The 21,460-nt window shown below is 59.9% G+C and carries 21 protein-coding genes; 18 read left to right on the top strand and 3 right to left on the bottom strand.

Annotation, left to right across the window (positions count from 1 at the left end; all coding sequences use genetic code 11):
• Positions 1-110 precede the first annotated feature (110 nt).
• The 11 genes from EAO39_RS11180 (at position 111) to EAO39_RS11130 (ending at position 9,793) form a co-directional block, all read left to right on the top strand.
• On the top strand, positions 111-977 hold the full coding sequence (locus tag EAO39_RS11180) for an MBL fold metallo-hydrolase (protein ID WP_240467096.1): 867 nt from the start codon (positions 111-113) through the stop codon (positions 975-977).
• Positions 974-1,471, top strand: a complete 498-nt coding sequence (locus EAO39_RS11175) for a hypothetical protein (protein WP_120967454.1) — start codon at positions 974-976, stop codon at positions 1,469-1,471. Before EAO39_RS11180 ends, EAO39_RS11175 begins: the two co-directional genes overlap by 4 nt.
• Positions 1,472-1,593: 122 nt before the next feature.
• Positions 1,594-1,914, top strand: coding sequence for a c-type cytochrome (locus EAO39_RS11170; protein WP_120967453.1), 321 nt, complete (start codon positions 1,594-1,596; stop codon positions 1,912-1,914).
• Positions 1,915-1,969: 55 nt separating this feature from the next.
• Positions 1,970-3,319, top strand: a complete 1,350-nt coding sequence (gene soxC / locus EAO39_RS11165; protein WP_120967452.1) for a sulfite dehydrogenase — start codon at positions 1,970-1,972, stop codon at positions 3,317-3,319.
• Complete coding sequence (locus EAO39_RS11160) at positions 3,303-4,370, top strand: c-type cytochrome (protein WP_120967451.1); 1,068 nt, start codon at positions 3,303-3,305, stop codon at positions 4,368-4,370. The genes soxC and EAO39_RS11160 overlap by 17 nt, the downstream gene beginning before the upstream one ends.
• 49 nt (positions 4,371-4,419) lie before the next feature.
• Entirely contained in the window at positions 4,420-4,875 is a 456-nt protein-coding gene (gene soxY / locus EAO39_RS11155) for a thiosulfate oxidation carrier protein SoxY (protein ID WP_120967450.1), read from the top strand.
• A 27-nt stretch (positions 4,876-4,902) separates the two neighbouring features.
• Positions 4,903-5,214 carry a thiosulfate oxidation carrier complex protein SoxZ gene (gene soxZ, locus EAO39_RS11150; RefSeq protein WP_205589372.1) on the top strand — a complete coding sequence of 104 codons (312 nt, stop codon included), beginning with the start codon at positions 4,903-4,905 and terminating at the stop codon, positions 5,212-5,214.
• 87 nt (positions 5,215-5,301) lie between these two features.
• The gene (gene soxA, locus EAO39_RS11145) at positions 5,302-6,108 is read left to right on the top strand and encodes a sulfur oxidation c-type cytochrome SoxA (protein ID WP_120967448.1); all 807 of its coding nucleotides are present in this window, start codon (positions 5,302-5,304) and stop codon (positions 6,106-6,108) included.
• Between the two features lie 12 nt (positions 6,109-6,120).
• Positions 6,121-6,786 (top strand): sulfur oxidation c-type cytochrome SoxX, encoded by a 666-nt coding sequence (soxX, locus tag EAO39_RS11140; RefSeq protein ID WP_120967447.1) that lies wholly within the window; start codon positions 6,121-6,123, stop codon positions 6,784-6,786.
• 76 nt (positions 6,787-6,862) lie between these two features.
• The gene (soxB, locus tag EAO39_RS11135; protein ID WP_120967446.1) at positions 6,863-8,590 is read left to right on the top strand and encodes a thiosulfohydrolase SoxB; all 1,728 of its coding nucleotides are present in this window, start codon (positions 6,863-6,865) and stop codon (positions 8,588-8,590) included.
• Positions 8,591-8,683: 93 nt separating this feature from the next.
• Positions 8,684-9,793 carry a YeeE/YedE family protein gene (locus EAO39_RS11130; protein ID WP_120970950.1) on the top strand — a complete coding sequence of 370 codons (1,110 nt, stop codon included), beginning with the start codon at positions 8,684-8,686 and terminating at the stop codon, positions 9,791-9,793.
• Between the two features lie 65 nt (positions 9,794-9,858).
• Here the strand turns inward: EAO39_RS11130 and EAO39_RS11125 are convergent, their stop codons facing one another.
• Both EAO39_RS11125 and EAO39_RS11120 read right to left on the bottom strand, forming a co-directional pair.
• Positions 9,859-10,851 (bottom strand): agmatine deiminase family protein, encoded by a 993-nt coding sequence (locus tag EAO39_RS11125; RefSeq protein ID WP_120967445.1) that lies wholly within the window; start codon positions 10,849-10,851, stop codon positions 9,859-9,861.
• Between the two features lie 526 nt (positions 10,852-11,377).
• Entirely contained in the window at positions 11,378-12,436 is a 1,059-nt protein-coding gene (locus EAO39_RS11120) for a 3-keto-5-aminohexanoate cleavage protein (protein WP_120967444.1), read from the bottom strand.
• A 353-nt stretch (positions 12,437-12,789) separates the two neighbouring features.
• On the opposite strand from EAO39_RS11120, the gene EAO39_RS11115 reads away from it, so the two are divergent.
• Complete coding sequence (locus EAO39_RS11115) at positions 12,790-13,770, top strand: quinone oxidoreductase (protein WP_120967443.1); 981 nt, start codon at positions 12,790-12,792, stop codon at positions 13,768-13,770.
• 24 nt (positions 13,771-13,794) lie between these two features.
• Positions 13,795-14,781, top strand: coding sequence for a tripartite tricarboxylate transporter substrate binding protein (locus tag EAO39_RS11110; protein WP_240466960.1), 987 nt, complete (start codon positions 13,795-13,797; stop codon positions 14,779-14,781).
• A gap of 83 nt (positions 14,782-14,864) precedes the next feature.
• On the opposite strand, the gene EAO39_RS11105 is transcribed toward EAO39_RS11110, so the two are convergent.
• Positions 14,865-15,878, bottom strand: coding sequence for an AraC family transcriptional regulator (locus tag EAO39_RS11105; protein WP_120967441.1), 1,014 nt, complete (start codon positions 15,876-15,878; stop codon positions 14,865-14,867).
• A gap of 169 nt (positions 15,879-16,047) precedes the next feature.
• On the opposite strand from EAO39_RS11105, the gene EAO39_RS11100 reads away from it, so the two are divergent.
• The 5 genes from EAO39_RS11100 to EAO39_RS11080 all read left to right on the top strand — a co-directional run bounded on the left by EAO39_RS11100 (position 16,048) and on the right by EAO39_RS11080 (position 21,335).
• On the top strand, positions 16,048-16,899 hold the full coding sequence (locus EAO39_RS11100; RefSeq protein ID WP_205589426.1) for a TauD/TfdA family dioxygenase: 852 nt from the start codon (positions 16,048-16,050) through the stop codon (positions 16,897-16,899).
• Between the two features lie 14 nt (positions 16,900-16,913).
• The gene (locus tag EAO39_RS11095; RefSeq protein ID WP_120967439.1) at positions 16,914-17,510 is read left to right on the top strand and encodes an alpha/beta hydrolase; all 597 of its coding nucleotides are present in this window, start codon (positions 16,914-16,916) and stop codon (positions 17,508-17,510) included.
• 84 nt (positions 17,511-17,594) lie between these two features.
• The gene (locus EAO39_RS11090) at positions 17,595-18,608 is read left to right on the top strand and encodes a tripartite tricarboxylate transporter substrate binding protein (RefSeq protein WP_120967438.1); all 1,014 of its coding nucleotides are present in this window, start codon (positions 17,595-17,597) and stop codon (positions 18,606-18,608) included.
• A gap of 237 nt (positions 18,609-18,845) precedes the next feature.
• Positions 18,846-19,949 (top strand): porin, encoded by a 1,104-nt coding sequence (locus EAO39_RS11085; RefSeq protein WP_120967437.1) that lies wholly within the window; start codon positions 18,846-18,848, stop codon positions 19,947-19,949.
• 327 nt (positions 19,950-20,276) lie between these two features.
• Positions 20,277-21,335 carry a 3-keto-5-aminohexanoate cleavage protein gene (locus EAO39_RS11080; RefSeq protein ID WP_120967436.1) on the top strand — a complete coding sequence of 353 codons (1,059 nt, stop codon included), beginning with the start codon at positions 20,277-20,279 and terminating at the stop codon, positions 21,333-21,335.
• The last annotated feature ends 125 nt before the right edge of the window (positions 21,336-21,460 follow it).

Here is a 21,460-nt window from a genome sequence, read left to right as displayed (position 1 = left end):
TGCTTGCAACAGCTCTGGCGCTGTTGGCGATGATGTGCACCACGCCTGCACTGGCGCATGAGGCACCTCAGCCAGAAAAGGCGCGGACCATGGCAGCATCTGCTGCGTCTATGCAGCTCCAGCAAGTGGCAAGCAATGCGTATTACGTCCAGGGCGTGTCGGCCCTGGGCTCGCCAGCCAACCGAAATTTCATCTCCAATGCCGGCTTCGTCATCACCGACAACAGCGTGGTGGTGATCGATGCTCTGGGTTCGCCCGCCCTGGCGCAGGAATTGGTAGACAAGATCAAGGCCCTCACCACCAAGCCCATCAGCCATGTGATCGTCACGCACTACCATGCCGACCATATCTACGGTCTGCAGATATTCCAAGCCCTGGGGGCTCAGATCGTGGCCCATGTGCAGTCCAGGGAATACATCAACTCGGAGACCGCGCGACTGCGGCTTGAGGCCTCGCGCAAGGATCTCTCACCCTGGATCGACGATTCCACCCACCTGGTTTCCGCCAACCAATGGATATCAACTGACACGCAAACGCTGCAGATCGGCGGTGTAGATTTTGTGCTGCAGCACATGGGGCCGGCACATTCGCCGGAAGACATGGCGGTGTTTCTGCCCCAGAGCGGCGTGCTCTTCATTGGCGATGTGGTGTTTCGCAACCGCATCCCCTATGTGGGTCAGGCCGACAGCCGACACTGGATTGCAGCCCTCGATAGCCTGCTGCAACTGCCGGTGAAAGTCATGGTGCCCGGGCATGGACCTGCCTCCACCCACCCCAAGCCGGACATGCAACTCACGCGCGACTATCTGGTGTATCTGCGCACCTCCATGGGCAAGGCTGCAGCCAATCTCGATCCTTTCGAAGAAGCCTATAGAGCGACGGACTGGTCCCGATTCGCTGGCTACCCGCTCTTCAAGGAGGCCAATCGCATGAATGCCTACAACACCTTTTTGCTGATGGAGCAGGAAAAGCCATGAAAGATGCGCCATCGACGCGCAGACGCTGGCTGCAGTACATGGCTGCCAGCGCCTTGACCGCCATGTCCTACCCTGCCCTGGCTGCGCCAGACGCATCGGAGCGGCTGCTGCCCAGCAGCAGGGACTTGCAACATGATCTGGCTGCCGCTTTGGCCCGGCAAGAGCCCTTGGTACTCATGGCCACCTTGCGCGGCTGCCCGTTTTGCCGGGTGGTCAGAGAGCACTATCTGCTGCCACTACATCGCGCCGGAGCATTTGTCACGCAACTCCATTTTCTTTCCAGTGAACCGCTGCGTGACGGCTACGGCGCACAGAGCAGCCATGGCTCAGTGGTACGGCAGCTGGGCATCGAAGTCGCACCCACGGTACTGTTCTATGGACGGGGTTACCAAGAGGTTGCCGAGCGCCTGGTGGGCAGCTCCATCCCCGATTTCTACGGTGCCTATCTGGAGCAGCGCATGGAACAGGCCCGCGCCGCTGTCCGTGGGCGTTGACTGAACGTCGGCGCTGTCTCAAATCAGAACAACGAGGGTAATTGCCCAATCACAAATTCAGCGCTTGCTGGAAACTAATGCATAACAACATGCTTATATACAAATATAAGGAGACTGCGGTGATGCATTGGAAATCTTGGCTAGGCGGTGCGGCGATGGTGGCCACGGCAATGTGGCCCGGCATTGCGTCAGCCAATCAGGCTCTGGCGCAAAAGAATGCCTGTCTGGCATGCCACGCGGTGGACAAGAAGCTGGTGGGCCCTGCGTTTCAGGAGATCGCCAAAAAATATGCAGGCCAGACAGACGCGCAAACACAGATCACCAAGAGCATCAAGGCCGGAGGTTCTGGCAAATGGGGCCCGATTCCCATGCCGGCGCAGGCTGCGCTGAGCGAGGCCGACGCCAGCACGCTGGCCGCCTGGATCCTGGCGGGGTCCAAATAAACATGGCCTGCAGCACTGTACCGACCAACGAAGTCTGCGCATGGAAAGGGAGCTTATGCTCGATCACCTGATGGGCAAGGTGCGCAAGGCACCTGAGAATTTCGTGCCTGCACAAGCCGTGGGCACGGTGTTTGCCGAGGCCAAGGCCGGGCGACGCGACTTCATACGCAGCGCTTTTGTGGCAGCGGCCGGTACGGCTGCAGCGACGACATCCGTGCACGCAGCAGCCGTGGGCGATGGTGATCCGAATATTCTGGAGTTGCCCGCACACAGCAAGGGGCTGGGCCAGGCCGTGGTCACCGATGGCTATGGCAAACCTTCGAAATTCGAGGCCAATGTGCAGCGCCGCCAAAGCCCGGGACTGACTCAGACCAAGCAGGCATCGGTGTCGTTTGCACCGCTGCAATCGCTTTTTGGCATCGTCACGCCCAGCGGACTGCATTTCGAACGCCATCACCAGGGCTGGTGGGATATCGATCCATCCAAGCACCGCCTGATGGTCAATGGTCTGGTGAAGAACGCCAAGGTCTTCACCATGGACGAAATCATGCGCCTGCCCTCGGTATCGCGCTTTCATTTCATCGAATGCGGTGCCAACACCGGCATGGAATGGGGCAATGTGGCCGTGCCAACGGTGCAGTACACGCACGGCATGCTGTCTTGCAGCGAGTTCACAGGCGTGCCCCTGATCCAGTTGCTGGAGATGGCTGGCGCAGATCTGAAAAAAGGCAAATTCATTCTCGCGGAAGGTGCTGATGGATCGTCCATGACGCGCACCATTCCGGTGGAGCTCATCACTTCGGGCCAGGTACTGGTGGCCTACGGCCAGAACGGTGAAATGCTGCGGCCCGAACAAGGCTATCCGCTGCGTCTGGTGGTGCCCGGCGTCCAAGGCGTGAGCTGGGTGAAATACCTGCGTCGCATCGAAGTTGGCGACATGCCTTACGCGACCAAGGATGAAGCCATCCACTACGTGGATCTGATGCCCGACGGCCAGCATCGCCAGTACAGCAGCATTCAGGAATGCAAAAGCGTGGTGACCACGCCATCGGGCGGGCAGATGTTGCTGGACAAAGGCTTCTACAACATTACGGGCCTGGCCTGGTCGGGGCGCGGCAGGATCAAGCGTGTGGACGTGAGCGTGGACGGCGGCCGCAACTGGCGCAGCGCGCGGCTGGAAGGCCCGGTGATGGACAAATGTCTCAGCCGCTTCAATCTGGACTGGGTGTGGAACGGTGAGGAATGCATTATTCAAAGCCGCGCCATGGACGAAACCGGTTATGTCCAGCCCACCTACCAGCAGCTGCGCGCCGTGCGCGGCAGTCGCTCCATCTATCACAACAACGCAATTCAGTCGTGGGCGGTACACGCCAATGGGGAGGTGGCCAATGTCCAGCTTGCCTGATTTCAGCCGTACTGACCGGGCTGTAGCTGCCCTTTCTCTCGCGCTGGCGACCCTGTTCGTGGGTACGACGGCTCATGCCAAAGACCCATTTCCCGGTATCGGCCGCGATGCCACGCCCAAGGAAGTCCAGGCCTGGGACATTGATGTGCGCCCGGACTTCAAAGGCCTGCCCGAAGGTTCGGGCAGCGTACAAAAAGGCATGCAGGTTTGGGAAGCCAAATGCGCCTCCTGCCATGGAGTGTTTGGCGAGGCCAATGAAGTCTTCAGCCCGCTGGTAGGTGGCACGACGGCCGAGGACATCAAGACCGGCCACGCGGCCCGTTTGAAGGATTCCGGCTTTCCAGGCCGTACCACGCTGATGAAGGCCGCGACGGTATCCACGCTCTGGGACTACATCAATCGCGCCATGCCCTGGAATGCGCCCAAGTCTTTGTCCACGGAAGAGGTCTATGCCGTGACGGCCTACCTGTTGAATCTGGGCGAAGTCGTGCCGGAGGACTTCACGCTCAGCAAGCAGAACATGGCCCAGGTACAAGCCAGGCTGCCCAACCGCAATGGCATGAGCACAGCCCATGCGCTGTGGCCAGGCAATGAGTTCCAGCCCCATGCCAAGCCCGATGTACAGGCCAAGGCCTGCATGAGCAACTGCTCCCCGCCCCCCAAGGTGCGATCTGCCCTGCCGGATCATGCCAGCAACAACCACGGCAATCTGGCACAGCAAAACCGCCTGGTGGGTGCGCAGCATGGCATTGAAACCGATGGCGGTGCAAGCAGGCAAGCCAAGCCGGTGGCTGCAGCCGCCCAGGCTCCCACAGCGCTGCTGGAAAAAAATGCCTGCATTGCCTGCCATGGCGTGGAGCAAAAGATCGTCGGCCCGGCATTCAAGGACATTGCCAGCAAATTCTCCGGCCAAGCCGACTACCTGCTGGGCAAGATCAAGTCCGGCGGCACGGGCGTATGGGGTTCCATCCCTATGCCGCCACAGCCTCAGCTGAGCGACGATGACGCCAGACTTATTGCCAATTGGCTGGCGGGCACCAAAAAACCATGACGGACAAGCGCTGGGCGCAAATGATCCATCCATTACAAGGAGACAGAAGATGAAACGCAGAGATGCACTTAAAAATAGCGCAGCCGTGTTGGGTTTGCTGTTGGCTGCCGGGGTCTTGCCGCAGGCCGCACATGCGGCCTACAACAAGGCGGCATTCGATGCCAAAACCATGGCTGAAGTGATGAAGGCCATGGGTGCTTCAGCACCGGTGGAGAGCAAGGACGTGACGCTTACCGCACCGGATATTGCCGAAAACGGGGCCGTGGTGCCCATCGGGGCCTCCACCACCCTGCCCAACGTCAAGCAGTTGCTGATTCTGGTGGAAAAAAACCCCAACACCATGGTTGCCGCTTTTACCGTCAACGACGCACTGGAACCCAACTTCCTGACCCGCTCCAAGCTGGGCCAGTCCTCGGATGTGTATGCGGTGGCCATCACCAACGACGGCAAGGCTTTCTTCGCCAAGAAGGAAGTCAAAGTGACCCTGGGCGGTTGCGGCGGCTGATATCCATCACAGAACAAGGAGAAAGACATGGCAGATCCAATGCGCATCCGGGCTCAGGCCGCCGGTGACAAGGCCACGGTACGCGTGCTCATGGCACACGAAATGGAAACAGGTCAGCGCAAAGATGCGGAAGGCAAGACCATCCCGGCCTGGTTCATCCAGGAAGTCACAGCCAGCCTGAACGGCAAGCAGATCTTCGCGGCGGAATGGGGGCCGGCAGTTTCCAAGAATCCCTTTTTGCAATTCACCATCAAAGGGGCCAAAGCCGGGGACAAGCTGACCGTGAACTGGAAGGACAACCGCGGCGAGGCCCGCAGCGACGAAGCCACGGTCAGCTGACACCGGCGAATGCCTGCTGGCGCGAAGCCCCTGTTCGCGCCACCTCCTTGCTGAACAACAAAAAGAGAGGACGCCCCCATGAGACATATGACCCAAGCCGCCCCGCTGGCGGCAGCCGTGCTGGCAGCCCTGTGCGCCGCCCAGCCGGCCATGGCCCAGAAAAGCACGGCAGACGGCATTGCCGAGTACCGTGAAATGCTGCAGGACGGCAATCCTGCCGAGTTGTTCGAGATGAAGGGCGAGGAGCTGTGGAAGAAAAAGCGCGGCCCCAACAACGCCTCTCTTGAACGCTGCGATCTCGGCAAGGGCCCAGGCGTGGTCAAGGGTGCATTTGTCGAGTTGCCGCGTCACTTCGCCGACACCAACAAGGTGCAGGACCTGGAGTCGCGCCTGCTGACCTGCATGCAAACCCAGCAGGGGCTGGACGCCCAGAAGATCGCCGCCACGCCGTTTGGCAAGGACGAGCAAAAGAATATGGAAGGCCTGGTGGCCTGGATTTCCTCGCAGTCCAAGGGAATGAAGCTGGATATCCCCCAGAGCCATGCCAAGGAAAAGCAGATGTACGAGGTAGGCAAGCGCATGTTCTACCTGCGCGGCGGCCCGCATGACTTTGCCTGCGCCTCCTGCCATGGCACGGATGGCAAGCGCATCCGTATGCAGGATCTGCCCAATCTGACCAAAAACCCCGGTGCGGCCGAAGGCTTCGGCTCGTGGCCGGCCTACCGCGTGTCTTCAGGAGAGTTGTGGAGCATGCAGCGGCGCTTGAACGATTGCTTCCGCCAGCAGCGCTTCCCCTACCCCGGCTATGCCAGTGATGTGACGGTTGCCTTGGGGGTGTTCATGGGTGTCAACGGCAAAGGCGGCATGTCGACCGCTCCGGCCATCAAGCGCTAAGGAGGCAAAGACATGCTGAAAAAGAAACACATCTCCGCCTTGCAGATGACAGCTGCAGTGACTGCATCGCTCGTCGTGCTGGGTTGCGCTTCCGTGGACAGCGCAGCCACGCTGGACACCATGATCCAGCAAATGGTGAAGACTTCCTTTCGCGATCAAGGCATTGCCAAGGTAGACCGCTTGCAGCAGGACGAGTCCAACGCCGCTTGCAGTGCCGCCGACGCTTCCGGCACGCCGCTGAGCGAGGCCCAATCCAAGACCATTGAAGCCGCCAACCTCAAAACCGTGCAATGGCCCATGGACGGCAAGTTCATCGGTGACTGGAAAGAAGGCGAAAAAATTGCCCAGAACGGCCGTGGCATGACCTGGACGGACAAACCAGGCAGCGCCAACGGCGGCAATTGCTACAACTGCCACCAGATCAGCCCGCAGGAAATTTCGTTCGGCACCCTGGGCCCCAGCTTGTACAACTACGGCAAGCTGCGCGGCGTCCAGGACACCAACAGCCCCGAGGCCCGGGCGATTGTCGAATACACCTGGGGCAAGATCTGGAATGCCAAGGCCTATAACGCCTGCTCCGGCATGCCGCGATTTGGCCACTCCGGCATTCTGGCCGAAGCGCAGGTGCGCGATGTGGTGGCTTTGCTACTGGACCCCAAGTCCCCGGTCAATCGCTGACTCCCTTTTTCTCACACCATGAACTGAATCGTTGCTCGCGCCTGGCAGTCGGGTGCGGCCAGCGGTTCCTTGACCTATGAGCCTCTCCAAACGCGAATTCCTGCAAGTGCTGGCCGCGGCCAGCGTCTCGGGCATGGGCTTGCAGCGCTATGCCCATGCCGATACGGCGCTGGCCGACAAAAACATGTACGAGCTGCCGGCATTCGGCAATGTCTCGCTGCTGCACATGACGGACTGCCACGCCCAGCTCAAGCCGATTCACTTCCGCGAGCCCAGCGTCAATCTGGGCGTGGGGGCGATGAAAAATCAGGCCCCGCATCTGGTGGGCGAGCATTTGCTCAAAGCCATGGGTATTGCACCCGGCACGGCCAGCGCCCATGCCTTCAGCTATCTGGATTTCGACGTAGCCGCCAAGCGCTACGGCAAGGTAGGCGGCTTTGCCCATCTGGCAACCCTGGTCAAGCGCATGCGCGCCTCCCGTCCTGGAGCCCTGCTGCTCGATGGCGGCGATACCTGGCAAGGCTCGGCCACCTCCTTGTGGACCCAGGCCCAGGACATGGTCGACGCCTGCAAGCTGCTGGGCGTGGATGTGATGACCGGTCACTGGGAATTCACTTACGGCATGGAGCGCGTGCAGGAAATCATAGAAAAAGACTTTGGCAGCAAACTCGATTTCGTGGCCCAGAACGTCAAGACTGCCGATTTTGGCGACCCGGTATTCAAGCCCTATGTGATCCGTCAGATCAACGGCATTCCCGTCGCCATCATCGGCCAAGCCTTTCCTTACACCCCCATAGCCAACCCGCGCTACATGGTGGCGGACTGGAGCTTCGGCATCCAGGACGACAATATGCAGAAAATGGTGGACGAGGCGCGCGGCAAGGGAGCCAAGGTCGTGGTCGTTCTGTCTCACAACGGCATGGATGTGGACATCAAGATGGCGGGCCGCGTGCGCGGCATCGATGCCATTTTGGGCGGCCACACTCACGACGGCATGCCGGTGCCGACGATAGTGAACAACGGTGGCGGCAAGACCATAGTCACCAATGCGGGCTCAAACGGCAAATTCCTCGGCGTGCTGGATTTTGAAGTGAAGAACGGCGCAGTCTCGGGTTTTCAATACCGCTTGATGCCCATTTTTGCCAACATCCTGCCTGCCGATGCCGAGATGGATGCGCTGATCACCAAGATTCGTGCGCCCTATGAATCCAAGCTGGCCGAGGTGCTGGCCCGAACCGACGGTACGCTGTACCGCCGAGGCAACTTCAACGGCACGGGCGACCAGTTGCTGCTGGACGCCATGATGGCGGTGCAGGATGCACCGATTGCGTTCTCACCCGGATTTCGCTGGGGCACCTCGCTGCTGGTAGGCCAGGACATCACCCGTGAATGGCTGATGGACATGACGGCGACCACCTATTCCTATGCCACCGTGACCGAAATGAGCGGCGCCACGATCAAGACCGTGCTGGAAGACGTGGGCGACAACCTGTTCAATCCCGACCCCTACTACCAGCAAGGCGGCGACATGGTGCGCGTGGGCGGACTGCAATACCAGTGCGACCCATCGGCCGGAGCAGGCCATCGCATCAGCAATATGCGGCTCAACGGCCAGTTGCTGGAGGCCGACAAAAAATACAAGGTCGCCGGCTGGGCGCCCGTGGCCGAAGAGGCCAGGAATGCTGGCAACAAGCAGATCTGGGAAATTGTCGAACCCTGGCTCAAGGAGCAAAAGGTACTCAAACCCCACACGCCCAATGCGCCCAAGCTGGTCAATGTCATGCCCAACCAGGGCCAGGCCTGAAGCCGGAGGATTTCAAAGCGTTGGCGCCGCGTCCATGCCAGCTGCGGGTATATGCCAGTACGCGGAGCAGGCGATGCGCCATCCAATGCCGGCATGAGCCCTGCCGAGTTTGAATCCCTGTCGACCACCGTATTGGTGGTCATTTTTTTGCTGGCTGCCATCCTGGGCTTTTCCATGCGGGAATCCCGCTTTTGCACCATGGGTGCCGTCAGCGATGTGGTCTATCTGCAGGACTGGATGCGCATGCGCCAATGGGCCATGGCCGTGGGTGTGGCCATGTGCGGGGCCACGGCGCTGATACTTTGGGGTGGCGTGGTCGTGGGCGATACGCTGTATGCCAGCACGCAACTGCCATGGCTGTCGGCCCTGGTGGGAGGCCTGCTGTTTGGCGCCGGCATGGTGCTGGCTTCAGGCTGCGGCGCCAGAAACCTCACCCGCCTGGGCGGCGGCAGCCTCAAGGCCTTGGTCGTGCTGCTGGTCATGGGGCTGGCCGCATTTGCCACACTCAAAGGCATCACCGCCGTGGTACGGGTTCGCTGGCTGGACAGCGTGCAATGGCAGCTCGGCACCCTGGCCCTGCTGCCCGAACTGCTGGCACGGGCCACGGGATGGCCCTTGTTTGGCACGCGCCTGGGGCTGGGCCTGGGTCTGGGCGGTTTGCTGATCCTGCTGGCACTCAATCCTAAAAAAAGCGCGGACCGAAGCCGCAACGCGCTGCTGGGCGGTGCGGTCGTGGGCCTGTGCGTGACCGCAGCCTGGTGGCTGGGTGGACATGTGGCCGAGATTGCCGAGCATCCAGAGACCCTGGAGCATATGTATGCAGCTACCTACAGCGGGCGCATAGAGGCCTTCAGCTTTGTCACCCCCGTGGCGCACACCCTGGACTGGCTGCTGTTCTTCAGCGACAGGAACAAGTTGCTGACCTGGGGTATTGCTTCTGTCTGCGGCATGGTCGCAGGTAGCTGGATCCATGCTCTGTGGCGACGGGATTTTCAATGGCAGGGATTTGCCAACACCCAGGACTTGGCGCGCCATCTGCTGGGTGCAGTACTCATGGGCGTAGGAGGTGTTACCGCCATGGGCTGCACCGTAGGCCAGGGCATCAGCGCCATCTCTCTGCTCAGCCTAGGAAGTCTGATCGCCATTGCAGGGATTGTGGTGGGCGCGGGAGCAATGCTTCGATATCTGGCCGGCGCAGAATAGCTGGGCTTGAAGGCAAACTCGCCCAGGGCACCCGATCTGCATCAAGAAACACCGTGGAGCCAGCCCTAGACCTTGGGCTCCTGCTGGGTCGTGCAGTGAATACCGCCACCACCCGCGGCAATGCCGTCAATATTGATTTGAACCACTTCTCGCCCGGGAAAGGCCCTCTGCAGTTCGCGTTTGGCTGCGGCATCGGTTTTCGCATCCCCGAACTCGGGAGCAATCACCGCACCGTTGCAAACATAGAAATTGATATAGCCAGCGGCAAAGTCGTCGCTGGCAAACTTCTCTCTAAGCCGTGAAGGGGCTTCAAGCACCACAATCTCCAGCTTGCGGCCATCGGCACCCGTTGCCGCGCGCAAGGTCTCAAGATGCCGCTGGGTCATGGCGTGATCGAAGGATTTGGGATCAGGGTCATAGCCCGCAACAACCACGCCTGGACGTGTGAAGCGCGCATAGAAATCGGTATGCCCGTCGGTGATGTCTTTGCCCTTGATGCCCGGCAACCAGATAATCTTCTCCAAACCCAGCAAGCGCTTGAGTTCCTGCTCGCATTGTTTTTTGCTCACGCCGGGATTGCGGTTGTCATTGAGCACGCAGCTTTCGGTGATGATGGCCGTGCCCTGTCCGTCCACCTCAATTGCGCCACCCTCCAGGATCAGATCGGTCTGAATCGCGCGCACACCGGCACGGCCGGCAACAAAGGAAGCGCCTTCGGCATCATCGTCATAGTCCTGCTTCTCACCCCTGCCGTTGAAGTTCAGGTTCACAGCGGCTTTGTCACCGTTTTCCGTGATGACGAACACCGGTCCGGTATCGCGCATCCACAAATCGTCAAGCGGGCAGACAACCAGCTCTACGCGGCTTCCCATCAACTGCCTAGCCAGCGGCAAATCGGCCTGACGCACCAGCATGGAGACCGGCTCGTATTTGGCAATGCTCAGGGCAATCGTCGCCAGATTGCGCTGAACTTCAGCCAGCAGTTTTTGCCCCCATACTTTCCTGCAGGCACCGAAGGCCATCCAGGTGCGCTGATGAGGCTCGCTTTCGTCTGGCATGAACCAGACGTCCTGCTATTTGCCATGGCCAGCGATTCCTGTTGAGCGCCTAGCACCGTGATGCCTGAAAGCAGCCCCAGGACCTGAATCGCGGTGCGCCGCTTGAACATGGTTTTTCCCTTGAAGTCTTGCTATCGAATGGATGAGCATTCAGCCCTCATAGGCGGCCCGCCAGCAATGAATCTTCACCGAAAGCAGCAACAGGTGCAGCCCCAATGGCAAACTTCATACGGCTACACACCCGCAGCGGCTCATCGGCACTCAGGTGGAACAGATCCGTAGACTCCCGGAATAGGCGTCAAGCGGTTGGCTGCCGCAATCCTCTCGCAACCGTGATGTCAAAGACAGCAGCACTGCCCGAAAAGCAAGATACCCGCGAAACGCGGGTATCTTGGGTCAGGAAGTCAGCTAGGAAATGCTAGACAAGGCGCTCAAACAGTCATCACAAGCGCTGAAACCGTGTCCTGCAACCCGCCCAGGCTTGCCTGCGAACAAGTTTGAGCAAATCACTCAAAAGCGGGGGGACTCAGTCCGGCTTGCGCAGGAAGCCTTGGTTGCCGCCCTTTCGGTTAGGCGCAAAGCCGTTCTTGGCCAGAGTCTCGTCGGCGGTTTCGTAGAACACGTCCAGTTGCAGGATTTCGCGTGCCTGTTGGGCTGTCGCGATGGGGCGGCCGAACTCGCCGGCAATGCGCACCAGTTGCTTGATCTGCTCGACGGAGCTCATCTTGCCCGAACGATCCTGCTTCCAGAGCACGTCTTCGATGCCGCAGCGCACGTGCAGACCCAGGGCCATGCCAATCATGTTGATGGGCAGCACGTTCAGCACCGAGCTTTCCACCGTGATCACCGCGTTATCGGGTGCTGCACGCAGGAAGTTGGCCAGGTTGTAGATATTGGCTTGGTCCATGCCGCCGCTGATGGCCACCCAGTTCATGACCAGCGGGCCCTTGTAGACGCCACGGCGAATCATGCGCTCGATGGTTTCGAAGCTGTTGATGTTGTAGCACTGGAACGCGCTCTGGATGCCGGCTGCGCTCAGGCGACGGACGTGCTCCTCGGCCCAGCTGGGGTTCGAGGGAACAATCATGTCCTTGTAGGTGTTGTAGAGGTGGGGGAAGCCACGCGATACACCGCGGAAGTCGTCTTCGCCGGCGTGCTCGGTCACGTTCATCTGCGTGGTGTTCACAGTCACCGTCACCTGGTCGGGCTTGGGAGTGAGTTCGGCCAGCATGTGACGCGTATCGTCGGACAGCCACTTGGCTGCAGAGCCGTCGTCCTCAGGGGCAAAGCTGATCGAACCGCCAACCTGAATGACCATTTCCGGCACGCGGGCACGCACGCCGGCAATCAGTTCATTGAACTTGGACAGGCGCTTGCTGCCCTTGCCATCTTCTTCACGTACGTGCAGGTGCAGCACGGTAGCGCCAGCTTCGTAGCAATCCACTGCCTTCTGGATCTGATCTTCCATCGTGACGGGGATGTCTTCTGGGAAGTCCGAAGGAATCCAGCCCGGAGCATAGGGTGCTGCCGTGATGATCAGAGGTTGCTGGTTCTCAGGGTACAGGTGGCCGTCAAGAAAGTTCATGTTGTTTGTCTCCGGGTTGAACGATGAGAAGCAGAGAGATGAATCCCCCGCTTGCTGAAACCCAGTATCAAACGCATCCCCCGCTGTCACTTTTCATTTCAGGACACGGTCTTTGTTATTCGCGACAGTCAATGTCTGCCGGAGCTACTCACCGCATCCCTCGGGTTTACGACAGGTCTTGATAGTCATCAAATGCGAAGTCGCAGGCACAAACCGTCAAGTGCCGCCCAGTCTCGCGCTCCATCATGAAGTGGCGGTTCAACACCGACAGCCACCCTACAAACGGCCAGAGAAAAGTAAGGCGTCGTGCAGCACCTCTCTCATGGCCTTGCCAAAATCTATAGGAGACATTGATGACAACCGTTGTGAAATACCACGAAGTGGGCGGACCAGAAGTTCTGCGCGTCGAGACCACAAGCGTCGGTGATCCTGGCCCAGGTCAGGTGTGCTTGAAGCAGGGTGCGGTGGCCCTGAATTTCGCCGATACCTATTTCCGCAGCGGCCTGTATCCTTCGCCTCTGCCCGCAGGCGTGGGTAGCGAAGCCTGCGGCACGATCACGGCCGTGGGCGAAGGCGTCACCGATTTCAAGATTGGTGACCGTGTGACCTATACCGGCGCACTTAACACTCTGGGTGCCTACGCGACAGAGCGTCTGATTTCTGCCGCCCCTCTGATTCGCCTGCCCGACCACATCAGCTTTGAAACCGCAGCCGCCATCACCATGCGCGGACTGACGGCCGCTTACCTGATGCGCCGTATCTGGGACTTCAAGAAGGGCGACACCATCTTGCTGCACGCAGCCGCAGGTGGCGTGGGCTTGCTGGTCTCGCAATGGGCCAAGCTTGAAGGTCTGAACGTGATCGGCACGGTCTCCAGCGATGCCAAGGCCGAAGTGGCCAAGGCCCATGGCTGCGATCACACCATCAACTACAGCCATGAAGACGTGGCCAAGCGCGTGCGCGAGATCACCGGCAGCGTGGGCGTGAACGCCGTGTTCGACAGCGTGGGCAAGGACACGTTTGAAGGCTCGCTCAACAGCCTGAAGACACGAGGCCTGATGGTCTGCCTGGGAACGGCCTCCGGCTCCATCCCTCCGTTCAATCCGCAGATCCTGGCCGGCAAGGGCTCGCTGTTCCTGACGCGTCCCGCATCGGCGCACTACATTGCTGACCCTGTCGAGCGTGCAGAGCTGGCTGGCGAGCTGTTCAGCCATGTGGCTGAAGGCCGCATCAAGGTTGACATCAGCAAGCGCTACGAACTGGCCGATGCGGTTCAGGCCCACCGCGATCTGGAAGCACGAAAGATTGTGGGCTCGGCCATTTTTGTTCTGTAACCAACCAGCAGCTCAAGAGTACCCATGCAAAAAATGATTAAAAATTTGCGCACTTGCGCTACCGCTCTGTTCATTGGCTTGGTCACAGCTACCGCAGCTTATGCCCAGGAATGGCCGACCAAGCCGATCCGCATCGTCGTTCCTGCCCCTCCTGGCGGCATCTCGGACGCCGTTGCCCGCCTGGTGGCGGAGCACCTGCAAAACGATCTGAAGCAACCCGTCATCGTCGACAACAAGCCCGGTGGCTCTGCCGTCATTGCGGAACGTGCGGTCATGAATGCCCCGGCGGACTGGCACACGCTGATGGTGGCCCCGTCCAGCATCTGGACGGACTTTCCGCTGACCGTGAAAACGCCGTTTGATGTTCAAAAGACCTTCACCTATGTCTCCGATGTCGCCAGCATGGTGCATCTGCTGGTGGCCAACCCCAGCTTTCCACCCAACAAGCTCCAGGAAGTGCTGGACTATGCGCGCCAGAGCAAGGACCCCGTCAACATTGCCAACCTGAGCCCCGGCACCCGCTCGGACATGCTGGGCGAGCTTTTGAGTGAGAAAAGCAGTCGCAAAATCACGACAGTACCCTACAAAGGCTCGGCACCGGCCATCGTTGATCTGATGGGCAACCAGGTGCAGATGACATTCGAAGTGGTCACCAATGCCGCTCCGCTGATCAAGGCCGGCAAGATCAAGGCCATTGGCGTGGTCTCTCCCACGCGCACGCGTCTGCTGCCCGACGTTCCCAGCTTCGCCGAGCAAAACATGCCTGATTTCGTCTTGCCGGACGCCAGCGTCGGCCTGTTTGCACTCAGCAACACACCGCCTGCAGTGATGCAAAAGGTGAGGCAGGTCATGGAAAAAATCACCCGCTCCCCAAAATTTCAGGCCCAGCTGAAAGGTCAGGGCTTTGATACGCCGCAGCAAAGCACCCAGCAGGAACTTCAAACCAAAATGCTGGCCACCGTGGAGCAGAACCGAAAGATCCTGAGCAAGCTCAAAGTCGCAGGCAATTGATTTGGCAAACCCCATACATTCGGCCTTGCGCTGAATGTCCGTTTTCTTGGTAGTGTGTTTAGCGGGCTTATGGCCCGCTTTTTTTATCCGTGCCCGCTGTGCGCCTTGTTGCGACTGTCCTTGGCACTGCAGCCAAACTGGCTCTGGTACCAGCGCGAGAAACTGCTGGGCGCGGTAAATCCCAGCAACTCTGCCACTTCCGTCAAAGAACGGCTGCTTTCAAAAACATAGCGTGCCGCCAGTTCCTTGCGGATATCGTTCATCAGCGAGGAAAAGCTATGCCCTTTTTCCGTCAAACGCCGCTGAACAGTGCGCGGCACTACACCCAAATGTTCGCTGACCTTTTCAATGCTGCAGCGCCCGCTGGGCAGCAGCAGCAAGATCGTGCGGCGCACATCATCCAGAACCGTTGCATCGTTGTTGAGCGCAACAGACTCCAGCAACTTTTGCGCATAGCGCACCATGGCAGGGTCCGCAAACTCGTTGCGCGTATCCAGATCGGATTTGGCACAGACGATGCAATTGATTTCCTGGTTGAACTCGACACGCAAGCCAAACAACTGGTGATGGATGCTCAAGTCCTTGGGCGGTGCATGCTCGAAGCACACCCTGCGGGGCTGCCAGTCACGGCCAATCAGCTGTCGAATCGCACGCACCATCACCCCTAGCGCCAGCTCCACGCGCTGACGCGTGGGCTCATGGGCACGCCCTCCCAGCAAGAGCTCATGGATCACCACTGTATCGGCATGCTCGTCCACCTCCAGCGTCATGGCCCCGTTGAGCAAGTCCAGGTAGCGCACCAGCAGTTGCAGCGAGTCGCGCAGCGTCTCCTGATCGCGAATCAACAGACCTACAGGCCCCATATTGGACAGCAGCCGCGAGCGGGCCATGCACAGCGCAAAGCTTTCATTGCCCGATTCGGCGGCCGAGGCCTGCAACAAGCGCCCTACCTTATCCACCGGAATCATCACATCCGGCTCACTGAGTACATTGGGACTCAGACCTGCATCAAACAACATGCGCGTGCTGTTCAAGCCGCAAGCGCGAGCCACTTGGTCGTAATTGGTCAAACAGGCTGCGCGGACAAGAGACGCCATGGTTTCACCTAGGTGGCACTAATTGCAAAGCGTCAGTCATGAAATGACAAGCGCCGTCGGAGAGGATTTTTCACACTGTGAAGCATCAATTCTATAAGGAGAGCAACCCATGAAAACCGACAACGGCGCCGCACCTGCGATTATCCGCAGCAGCTCCCTGACCCGTTCCATGGAAGTCAACCCCTTGACCTGCTCCATTGGTGCAGAACTGGCCAATGTGCACCTGGGCGCAGCAGCCCAGGATGACGATTTGCTGGCAGAAATCCGCCAGGCGCTGCTCAAGCACCGCGTGATCTTCTTCCGCGATCAGGACATCAGCCGCGCCGACCATGTGGCCTTTGCACGCAGATTCGGCAACCTGGAAGACCACCCTGTGGTGGGTAGCCATCCGGATCACCCCGGCCTGGTGCAGATCTACAAGACACCCGACAGCCCGCTGGAGCGCAATGAAAATTCCTGGCACACCGATGCCACATGGCGCGAGCAGCCCCCCATGGGCTGCGTGCTGCGCTGCGTGGAATGCCCACCCGTAGGCGGCGACACCATGTGGGTGAACATGGTCATGGCCTACGAGAACCTGCCCGACGACATCAAGGCCAAGATCGAGCCCCTGCGCGCGCGCCACAGCATCGAGTCCAGCTTTGGCGCCGTCATGCCCATCGAGGCCCGCCTGGCCCTCAAAGCCAAGTACCCCGATGCGGAGCATCCCGTGGTGCGCATCCACCCCGAAACCGGCGAGAAGATCCTGTTCGTCAACAGCAGCTTCACCACGCACTTCACCAACTACAACACTCCGGCCAATGTGCGCTTTGGTCTGGACAAGTCTCCCGGCGCTGCACAGCTGCTCAACCATCTGACCAGCCAAGCCATGATCCCCGAGTATCAGGTGCGCTTTCGCTGGAAGAAAAACAGCGTGGCCTTCTGGGACAACCGATCCACACAGCACTACGCGGTCATGGACTATCAGCCCTGCCACCGCAAGATGGAGCGCACGGCCATCATTGGCGGCCCCACCGAGTAAGCAAAGCAGCGGCCATGTCCTTGAAGCCCACCATACTCATCGTTCCCGGTCTGCGCGACCATGTACAGGAACACTGGCAAACCCTGCTCGCGCAAGAGCTGTCCAACTGCGTCACCGTCCCTGCGCTGGAGCAGGACAAGCTGAGCTGCCAGGCCCGCCTGGACGCCATTGACCGTGCACTGGAAACCATCGACGGCCCGGTCATCATCGTTGCCCACAGTGCAGGCTGCATGATGGTCGCCCACTGGACGCTGCGCCGCGCCCGGCCGATTGCTGGCGCCGTTCTGGCTGCACCAGCCGATGTGGAAACGCCCATGCCGGCGGGCTACCCGTCCCGGGATGTGCTGGCCGCCAATGACTGGCTGCCCATACCCACCACACAGCTGCCCTTCCCCAGCATCCTGGCTGCCAGCAGCAACGACCCCTTGACCGAGCTGACTCGTGCGCGCAGATTTGCCCGTGACTGGGGCAGCCGCCTGGTGGAGCTTGGCCCGGTAGGCCATCTGAATCCAGCCTCGGGCCACGGTCCCTGGCCCAAGGCCAAACAGCTCATCAGTGACTTGCTGCGCATGATCGAAGCTCAAGAGATGGAGCTTGCGACGCAAGACTGACGATCGCGGCAATGCGAAAGCACACACCTCAACAGTGTGAGCCAACGGGGTGTGCCTGGCACACCCTCTCCAGGAGACAAAAAAATGAAAACCACGAGATCCGCCTCCCCCATCGATGCATTGCGCCGCCGCCTGGGCTTGGCCGTCGTCGCGCTGGCCGCTGGCAGCGCGGTCACTGCGCAGGCGCAAACGGAAGGCTGGCCCAGCAAGCCCATACGCCTGATCGTGACAGGGCCGGCCGGCGGCACCGCCGACACCCTGGCCCGCCTGTTGGCAGAAGGCCTGCAACAGGATCTGAAGCAGCCGGTGATTGTGGAATCCAAGGCCGGCGCCTCCGGCGCACTGGGAATTCACGAACTCAAGGCCAGCGGCAAAAGCGGCTACACCTTCCTCGTGATCCAGGACGGCGCGCTGAGCGAAGCTCCTGTGGCACAAAAAGTCAGCTATGACCCCTTCAATGACCTGACACCGGTAGCACAGCTGACGCGCACCGGCCTGGTACTGGTAGCCAACAAAAACCTGCCTTTCCAGAACCTGCCGGAATTCATTGCCTATGCCAAAACACAATCGGACGGCGTGGATTTTGCGTCCTATGCCACGGGCTTCAAGGGACATACCTCAGGCATGCTGTTCGGCCAGCTGGCCAAGATCAATATGCGCCATGTGGGCTACAAAGGCTCGCCTCCGGCCTTGGTGGACCTCATGGGCGGCCATGTCCCGGTGATGTTTGATGGTGTCACCACCTCGCTGCCCCTGATTCGTGGCGGCAAGATCCGGGCGCTGGCGGCCAGCTACCCCACACGCTTGCAGGCTTTGCCGGACGTGCCCACCTTCAAGGAACTGGGCTACCCGCAACTGTCCAAGCCCGGCTGGTTTGCCGTCTGGGCTCACCCCCAGACTCCGGCGGCCATTCAGCAAAAGCTGCGCGAGGTCACGCTGGCGCACTTTCGCAAAGAGTCCGTACTCAAGCAGCTTGCCACCATTGGCATGGAGCCAGGCCAGCCTGTCACCAAGGCAGAAATGATGGCCGATCTGAAAGATGCCAGCCAAAAGCAGGCCGCGTTGCTCAAGTCCATAGGCTACCAGCCGGAAAACTGAACCCGCACCAGCCCCCCGCTACCGGTACTGCACCGCAAGTGGCCATCGCTGCGCGACCTGCTGAACAGGCCGACCCCGCTGCACCACTTCACCCCCCGATTGAGCTGCACCAGTTTGTTTTCTGGTTTGCAGCCGTCTTTATCCCGGCATCCGTGCTTTCACGGCTGCAGTTTTAGTGTGTTTACCCTTTTGGTTCGTCGACGTTTCTGCAGTTCAAATAAATTAAAGGAGATTGCAATGGGTTCTAAAAAACTGGTTATCGGCACTCTGGCATGTGCCCTCGCCCCGCTGGGCGCATGGGCACAATCCTCGGTACAAATGTATGGAGTCATGGATTTGGGCGTTTCGTCCTATCGGGGCGATGGTGCGGGCTCGCGCCAAATGGTGACATCCGGCGGCAATCAAGCCAGCCGCCTGGGTTTCAGAGGTCGTGAAGACCTGGGCGACGGCCTGGCTGCCGGTTTCGATATGGAGGCTGGCCTCAATGCCGACACCGGCACCGGCCAGCTGACCAACAGCAACAACCAGGCCTCGGGCAATAGCGGCGGCGGCGGTCTGACCTTCAACCGCAAGTCCTTCGTCTATCTGCAAAGCAAGCAATGGGGCGAGCTGCGTCTGGGTCGTGACTACACGCCCGCGTTCTGGAACACGTTTATCTTTGACCCCTTCCGCGTGGGCGTGGGCGCCAGCACCCATGTGCTGCACGGCACGACGGTCACGGGCTTTCGCGCTTCCAACAGCGTAGGCTACTTCTCGCCCGGCTGCTCGGGCCCAGCCTGCCAAGGATTGTTCTATCAAGGCATGGTCGCCTTCGGTGAGAACGGCGCAGGCCCCGAGCGCCAGGACGGCAATCTCTATGGTCTGCGCGTAGGCTATGGTGCCACGCAGTGGAGTGCTGCAGCCGCAATCACCACGACCCGCAACCGCATCGCAGACGACTACACCTCTATGAATATTGCGGCCGCCTATCTGTGGAACGGGCATAAGTTCATGGCTTTGGCGGCTGAAAACCGCACCGGCAACCGTCTCGCCGCAGTCGGCAACGCCAATCGCGTTCGTTACTGGCAACTGGGCGCAGAGTGGAAGGTCGGCAATGACTCTATTCCCATGAGCTTTATGCGCCTGACACGCAACGACGGCGCCAGCAGCTCTTCGCAAAAGTATGCCGTGGGCTATGTGCACAACCTCTCCAAGCGCACGGCCATCTACGGCACTTACGCCTACGTGGACAATCGCGGCAGCCTCAACCTCCCCGTGGCTTCCGGTGCTGTCAACGGCCCCATCCCCACGGCTGGCGGCAATGCCTCAGGCTTTGATGTGGGTCTGCGTCACAGCTTCTGACACTCACTTTTTCGAAGCAGCAAGCGCTTTGTACAAAAGGCTTAGCTAAATAATCGAATCTCAAAGGCCCGGATGCTCAGTTTTTGCTTCCGGGCCTTTGCTTTACGTGAAATGCACCGGAGAAGACGGCATCTGAATGTCTGGGCCGCTGGACTGGCAAGGGCTTGAGGCAGGCACGCTGTCAGCCAGCAATACAGCCCTAGAGGTTTTCCCTTGATGTCCCATAAAGACAAATTGACATCCCATATCGTCAACCATCAAAGCGATCGACCTTCTACATTCCTGTGCTGAGCCCGCACTCAGAACACATGCTTTGAAAGGTCCACCATGAACTTCCTCGACGGCCACCTCTTCCCCGAAAACCAGCAGCCGCTGATCATCACCGCTGCGCCCTACGCCCCCTCGTGGATGCCCGGTGACTTTCCCGGCGAAATCGCCGTCACCATGGAAGAGCAGATCCAGAAAGCCGTGGACTGCTACAACGCCGGCGCCCAGGTGCTGCACCTGCATGTGCGTGAACTCGACGGCCGCGGCAGCAAGCGCCTGTCCAAGTTCAACGAGCTGATCGCCGGCGTGCGTGCCCGCGTGCCCGAGATGATCATCCAGGTCGGCGGCTCCATCAGCTTTGCCCCCGAGACCGATGGTGCTGCTGCCAAGTGGCTGTCCGACGACACCCGCCACATGCTGGCCGAGCTGGACCCCAAGCCCGACCAGGTGACGGTGACCATCAACACCTCGCAGATGAACATCCTCGAGCAGTTCGATGCGCGCGACATCCAGGGCACGTCCATGGAAGACCCGGTGGTGTTCAACGCCTACAAGGAAATGACCGTGCCCGCCCAACCCGGCTGGGCCGAGGAGCATATCCGCCGCCTGTCCGAGGCCGGCATCCAAAGCGCTTTCCAGTGCTACAACATCAACAGCTTCGAGTCGGTGGAGCGCCTGATGCGCCGCGGCATCTACAAAGGCCCGCTGGTGATGAACTGGGTGGCGATTGGCGGCGGCATGGACGCCCCCAACATCTACAGCCTGGCCCACTTTGTGCGCGCCGTGCCCGATGGCGCCGTGCTGACCGTGGAAAGCTCGGTGCTCAACGTGCTGCCCATCAACGCCATGGGCATTGCCATGGGTCTGCATGTGCGCTGCGGCACCGAAGACAACCTGTGGAACCAGACCCGCACCGAAAAAATGGGCACGGTGGCCCAGATCGAGCAACTGGTGCGCATGGCCAAGGAGTTCAGCCGCCCCATTGCCACGCCGGCGCAAGCGCGTGAGATCTGCCAGATCGGCGTGTTCTACGACAGCGTGGAAGAGACGCTGGAGAGGAACGGCTTTGCCCCCAACCGCAACGGCGCCCAGCAAGGCTTTTTGCGCAAGGTTGCATAAAAATCGGCAACCGCCAAACACCATCTTTTTGAATGCGCAAGACGCTGCCTGCAGCGTCTTTTTCCATGCCTCTGCAGCTCTTGCAGAGGTTTTTTTTCGTTTAGAGAAGCAAAAAAAACTATCAT

The organism is Comamonas sp. lk, from assembly GCF_900564145.1.
GTDB lineage: Bacteria > Pseudomonadota > Gammaproteobacteria > Burkholderiales > Burkholderiaceae_C > Comamonas.
The sequence above is the reverse complement of the archived record's forward strand: the minus strand, read 5'-3'. Positions and strand labels throughout refer to the sequence as shown.